The 5,590-nt window shown below is 63.7% G+C and carries 5 protein-coding genes; 4 read left to right on the top strand and 1 reads right to left on the bottom strand.

What is annotated here, in order from left to right; all coding sequences use genetic code 11:
* On the bottom strand, positions 1-632 hold a 632-nt coding region (locus tag Q8O35_RS11195; protein ID WP_305573298.1), incomplete at its 3' end, for a hypothetical protein.
* A gap of 1,004 nt (positions 633-1,636) precedes the next feature.
* Between Q8O35_RS11195 and Q8O35_RS11190 the strand changes: the two genes are divergently transcribed.
* The 4 genes from Q8O35_RS11190 to pgk all read left to right on the top strand — a co-directional run.
* Positions 1,637-2,857: an NAD(P)/FAD-dependent oxidoreductase gene (locus tag Q8O35_RS11190; protein ID WP_305573296.1), complete on the top strand. Its 1,221-nt coding sequence runs from the start codon at positions 1,637-1,639 to the stop codon at positions 2,855-2,857.
* 207 nt (positions 2,858-3,064) lie between these two features.
* Positions 3,065-3,196, top strand: a complete 132-nt coding sequence (locus tag Q8O35_RS11185) for a hypothetical protein (protein ID WP_305573294.1) — start codon at positions 3,065-3,067, stop codon at positions 3,194-3,196.
* A gap of 25 nt (positions 3,197-3,221) precedes the next feature.
* The gene (gene tkt, locus Q8O35_RS11180; RefSeq protein ID WP_305573292.1) at positions 3,222-5,237 is read left to right on the top strand and encodes a transketolase; all 2,016 of its coding nucleotides are present in this window, start codon (positions 3,222-3,224) and stop codon (positions 5,235-5,237) included.
* Positions 5,238-5,283: 46 nt separating this feature from the next.
* A partial coding sequence (gene pgk, locus Q8O35_RS11175; protein WP_305573290.1) for a phosphoglycerate kinase occupies positions 5,284-5,590 on the top strand: 307 nt, incomplete at its 3' end.

Raw genomic sequence — 5,590 nt, 5'->3', positions numbered from 1 at the left:
CCGACCTCCTGCCCGTTGACTGGGTCCGTGACGATGCCGCGCAGATTCGCCTGGGTCAGGGGGTTGCTGCCGCGCGATGGGGCGCCAACCCCTTCGGCCCTGCATCCGCTCTCAGCCTGGAGCCGCGCCTGGAGCTGATGCACCGGGTTGGCCATGGCCGCAATGAGGCCATCCGGGTCAGGGTAGGCGCGGTTGCCATACGTGGACGAGCGCGCCAGCAGAGTCTCCTTGGCCAGGGACTTCTCTGTCGCGAGGATGTCCCTGAAGCCGTCGCCAAGGGCAAACTTGTGTCTGTCGGCATACACCAGCATTGCGTCAGAGAGCTTGCCAAGCGCCTGGGTCTCCCTCTCATATGTCTGATATGACCCGCCGTTCACGCGAAGCGCCCGGCGCCGCATGACGAGGTAGGCGCGCACAAAGCGGCGGAGGCGCCCAAAGTCGCGCAGATCCGCAAAATGACCGCGCAGCAAAAAGCGGACAAGGCGGTGCGCATCCTCACGATAGACGCGCCAAGTGCCGAGCCCGCGGATATTGCGCGAGTCCGTCTCAGACTTCTTTTTCCCGACAGCCTTGACACCGTTGAGGATAGCTTCAAGTTGTGAGTGCAGAGACTTTGGCCAGCGGTGTCGCATGACATTCCTTTCAGGGTTGATGTTCGTGGCGCCATGAGCTTGTTTGTTGAGCAACATGCCTTTCTGCAGCGTTCGCCGCGCCCTGGTGCTCAGTCCAGGATTTCGAACCTTGCGGTCCGGGTGGGTGGCAGCTCCCACTTTTGCCCTTGTCCTTCTTGTTCTCCTTGCAAGAAGAGTTTGGAGACGGGCGGTCTCAGGTTTTCCGGGTGCATCAATGGAGCACCCAGCAGGCTGGTTTCTCAGGTGCCGCGATTCCAGTCAGAGCCGGTATCGTCGGTGTCTGGCGTCAGCGACGCAGACGAGGGGGGAGAGGAAACCGTATGGTAAGGACACCATGTTGGGATTCCTGAAGTCAAGCGCGATACAGACGGTGGGCCGAGAGGCACTTCAGCCAGCGAACACAGAGCGCCAAAGCATCTTTTCCGTCCGGTTTTGCTGCCACTTCAATGCGGCAGCAAAACCGGACGCCATCAGTGGCTTCGCGAGTCAGATCGGCTGTCGGGAGTGCGCGCGTCAGTGCGCGGTCATGGTGCGCAGGCCAGTGCGCGCACTGGAAGGCAGCGCGGTGCGCTCCCCCACGCCGTCCAGGGCACGGTACGGCGCGCGGCACCGGCGTCAAGCACGCGCAGACGCGCTTTCGCTTGACCCCAGCGCTTGGCGCGCCGTGCAGATAATTCGTGCGACGGCGAGGGGGAGCAACGTTTTCGCTTTGGCTCAGGGATGCATGAGTGCCGGAAAATACAAAAATTAACTCCGCACGTCATTTCTGCTGCGTGCTTTCGAGCCTGAACAATGGCCTGTTGGGATGCTCCTATTCCTTGCTGGCATGGCCCCTTCAGCGGAGGCCACTTGCCCACCTCACCGACCAGAAGGCATGTGGCTTGCATGAGGTCAGTGCCTTCACTTCTGGACGAACGCGCCCAGAATACAGTAGGGGAGTGATTGCCTGCTTGGGCCCTTGCAGTGCCCACACGTTCCATTTGGACCCTGTCCGGCGGAGACCAATGCCCGACTTTGACGCAATCATCATCGGCGCCGGACCGGCGGGAAGCGGCACAGCGCTCTACGCTGGACGCACGGGGAGCAGGATACTGCTCATCGATGCCCGGCCTTTCCCCCGGGACAAGGTCTGCAGTGACTCTCTGTCCTCGGCTGTCATCGCCAGCATTCGCGACCTGGGGCTGGAGGACCGTCTGCTAGCCCTGGATCACGTCCCTGTCCGGGAAATCAGCTTTTATGCCCCCGACGGGGCCTCAGTCACTGTTCCTGTGCTCAAGATCGACAGCCAGGCCCGCGCCACAGGCATGATCTGCCGTCGCGTGCTCTTTGACGAGATGCTTTTCCAGGCCGCCCGGGAGATGGAGAACGTCACGGTCATGGACTGGTGCCGAGCCACAGACATCATCGTACAGAATGGCCGAGCCTGCGGCGTCACCGTAGACCGGGGCGGCGGGCGTATGGAGAGCTTCACGGCACACGTGCTGGTCGGCGCAGACGGGGCGAACTCCTTTGTCGCGCGCCGCATGCACATGCCGCACTACCAGGAATATCGAATCATCGCCGCCCAGGCATACTACCGCCAAGTCATCGGCCTGCGCGGCCACATGGAGGTCCACTTCCCGGAGCGAGCCCTACCCGGCTACCTGTGGCTGCACCCCACCCGCACCAGCCAGACCAACGTGGGCCTGGCCCTGCCGCTGGAGGCCTGGAAAGATAAGCGTCCACGCTTGGAGGAGGTGCTGGACCAGGCCCTGGCCTCGCCCACACTGAAGGAACGCTTCGCCTTTGCCGAACAGATGGGCAAGACACAGGTGCGCATCCTGCCCGTGGGCAATACCCTGCGCGAGATCCACGGCGAGGGTTTCCTGCTGGTGGGCGACGCGGCTGGGCTTGCCACCCCGTGCAGCACCGAGGGAGTGGCCAATGCGCTTATCTCGGCGCGCATCGCCGCGGAGGTACTGGTGCAGGCCTGCCGCGCGGGCAATACCAGCGCCGACGGCTTGGTGTCCTATCCTGGCCTGCTCTGGCGCGAGATCGGCGACGCCCTGCAGATGTCCCGACGCCTTCTTACCCTCCGCACGCCCAAGGCCATCGGCAGCCTGATCCGCAGCGCTTCCCGCCGTCCGCACAACGCGGGTTGGATCTCCGGCGTGCTCATCGGCTCGGCTCTTCCCTCCGACGAGCTCAACGACCTGCTCTCCTACCTCAACTTCTTCAACCGCTAGACCCCGCACCTGTGTCACATCCGGCCCAGCGGGACGCGCTGCTGTCTCGCATCTGGGACACCTGTGGCACAACTGCGCCTGCGCCTACGCCTGACCACGCCAAGCATCATGGCTGATTCACTGGACATTCCCTGTGGCTGACGACCTCGCCCTCTCTGGCATGGGACTTGATCTACCGGAAACGACACATGTTTCAAGGAGGTCACCATGAAAGAGTCACTTCGCCACCTGCTCAATCCGCTGCACGTCTTCTGCCGACTCAAGCAGTGCGGTATTCCTTCCGGCCCGGCCCTGCGCGTCTGTTCGTATTACGAACGCCTCTACGCGCAGCTTTTGTAAACCGCAGCAAACGAGCGAGGACGCCATGCCCGACCGAAAGAAGCTTGCCAACGCCGTGCGCGCCCTGACCATCGACGCCGTCCAGAAGGCCAACTCCGGGCATCCGGGAGCGCCGCTCGGCATGGCCGACATCGCCGAGGTGCTGTTTAACGATTTCATGCGCCATAATCCGGCCAACCCGGACTGGCCGAACCGCGACCGCTTCGTGCTCTCCAACGGACACGGCTCCATGCTTCTCTACGCCATCCTGCACCTCACCGGGTACGACCTGGGCATCGAGGATTTGAAGAGCTTCCGCCAACTCAAGTCGCGCACGCCTGGGCACCCCGAATACCGTGTCACGCCGGGTGTGGAGTCAGCCTCCGGCCCACTCGGCCAGGGCATCGCCTGCGCCGTAGGCATGGCCGTGGCCGAGAAGGTCCTGGCCGCCCAGTTCAACAGGCGCGGCTTTGAGGTCGTCAACCATCATACATATGCCTTCATGGGCGACGGCTGCATGATGGAAGGCCTCTCGCACGAAGCCTGCTCCCTGGCCGGGACGCTCAAGCTCGGCAAGCTTGTTGCCTTCTACGACGACAACAACATCTCCATCGACGGCTGCGTGGATGGCTGGTTCGCCGACAACTCCGCGCAGCGCTTCGAAGCTTACGGCTGGCATGTTGTACCCGGAGTGGACGGCCACGACGCCCGGAAGATCAAAAAGGCCATCCGCGAGGCCAAAAGCGTCACGGACAGGCCGAGCCTGATCATCTGCAAGACGGTCATAGGCCAGGGCGCGCCGAACATCTGCGGTAGTTCCAAGTGCCACGGCTCGCCCCTGGGCGAGACCGAGATCGCCTGCGCGAGGGAGCATATGGACTGGCCCCACGAGCCTTTCGAGGTGCCTCAGGACGTCTACCAGGCCTGGGACGCAACAAAGCGCGGACATCAGGCCGAGGACGCTTGGCAAAATCTGTTCGTGCGTTACTCCCTCAAGCATCCAGACTTAGCGGGCGAGTTTTCCCGGCGCGTGGGCGGCAGCTTGCCTGCGGACTTCCAGCAACGCGTGGAGGCCTTTGTGGACGCCGTGAACAATAATGCGGCCAATCTGGCCACGCGCAAGGCCTCGCAAAATGCCATTGAGGGCCTGGCGGCCATGCTCCCGGAGCTTTTCGGCGGCTCGGCCGACCTGGCCTCGTCCAACCTGACCCGCTGGTCCGGCTCGGTGCCGGTTTTTCCTGAGGCCTGGCACGGCAATTATCTCAACTATGGCGTGCGCGAGTTCGCCATGGCCTCCATGATGAATGGCATGGCGCTGCACGGCGGGTTCATCCCCTACGGCGGCACCTTTCTGGTATTCTCAGACTATTCACGCAGCGCCCTGCGTATGTCGGCGCTTATGGGCCTGCGCACCATCCACGTGCTTACCCACGACTCCATTGGCGTGGGCGAGGACGGCCCCACCCACCAGCCAGTGGAACATGTGGCCTCGCTCCGGCTCATCCCGAACATGAACGTCTGGCGGCCCTGCGACGCCGTGGAGACGGCCGTCGCCTGGACCTGCGCCGTGGAGCGCACAAGCGGCCCCTGCGCCATCATCTGCTCGCGCCAGAACCTGCAGCACCAGCCGCGTTCGGCCAAGATTCTGGGAAACATCCACCGGGGGGGCTACGTGCTGCACGAAGGCGCCAACCATCCTGATGCGCTGATCATAGCCACGGGGTCCGAGGTCGAGCTTGCTGTCGCCGCAGCAAAGATGCTGGAGGCCGAGGGCCACCGCGTGCGGGTTGTCTCCATGCCCTGTCTGGAGGTCTTTGACGTTCAGCCCAAGCGCTACCGGGCAGCAGTGCTGCCCCCAGGCGTGCCGGTCATGGTGGCGGTGGAGGCCGGCACGACCGCTGGCTGGTACAAGTACGTCAATTCGCACGGGCGCGTCATCGGCTTGGACTGCTTCGGCGAATCTGCACCTGGCGAGGTGCTCTTTGACCACTTCGGCATCACCGCCGAGCGTGTGACTGAGGTGGCCAGGCAAATGCTCTGCGAACACAAAGCACACAAATAGCCTGGCCCCAATGGCAGCCAACCCCGAACGCGAGAGGGAGACGAACATGCACGTCAAGACTATGTCCGATCAGAAGCTTATGGGCCGGCGGGTGCTTATCCGCATGGACCTGAACACCCCGCTGAAGGATGGCCGCGTGGCCAGCGACGCCCGCCTGCGGGCCGCCCTGCCTACCATCCGCCAGGCCCTGGCTGCCGGGGCCGCGGTGCTTCTCATGTCGCACCTGGGCAGGCCCAAAGAGGGCGGCTTTGACCCGGCCTATTCCATGCGCCCGGTGGCCGAGCGCCTGTCCTGGCTGCTGGGCCAGCCCGTGCGCCTGGAAGGCGACTGGCTGGACGGGGTGGATGTGCACC

The sequence above is a fragment of the Humidesulfovibrio sp. genome (genome assembly GCF_030689645.1).
Taxonomy (GTDB): domain Bacteria; phylum Desulfobacterota; class Desulfovibrionia; order Desulfovibrionales; family Desulfovibrionaceae; genus Humidesulfovibrio.
This window is presented reverse-complemented; position numbering and strand designations above follow the sequence as displayed.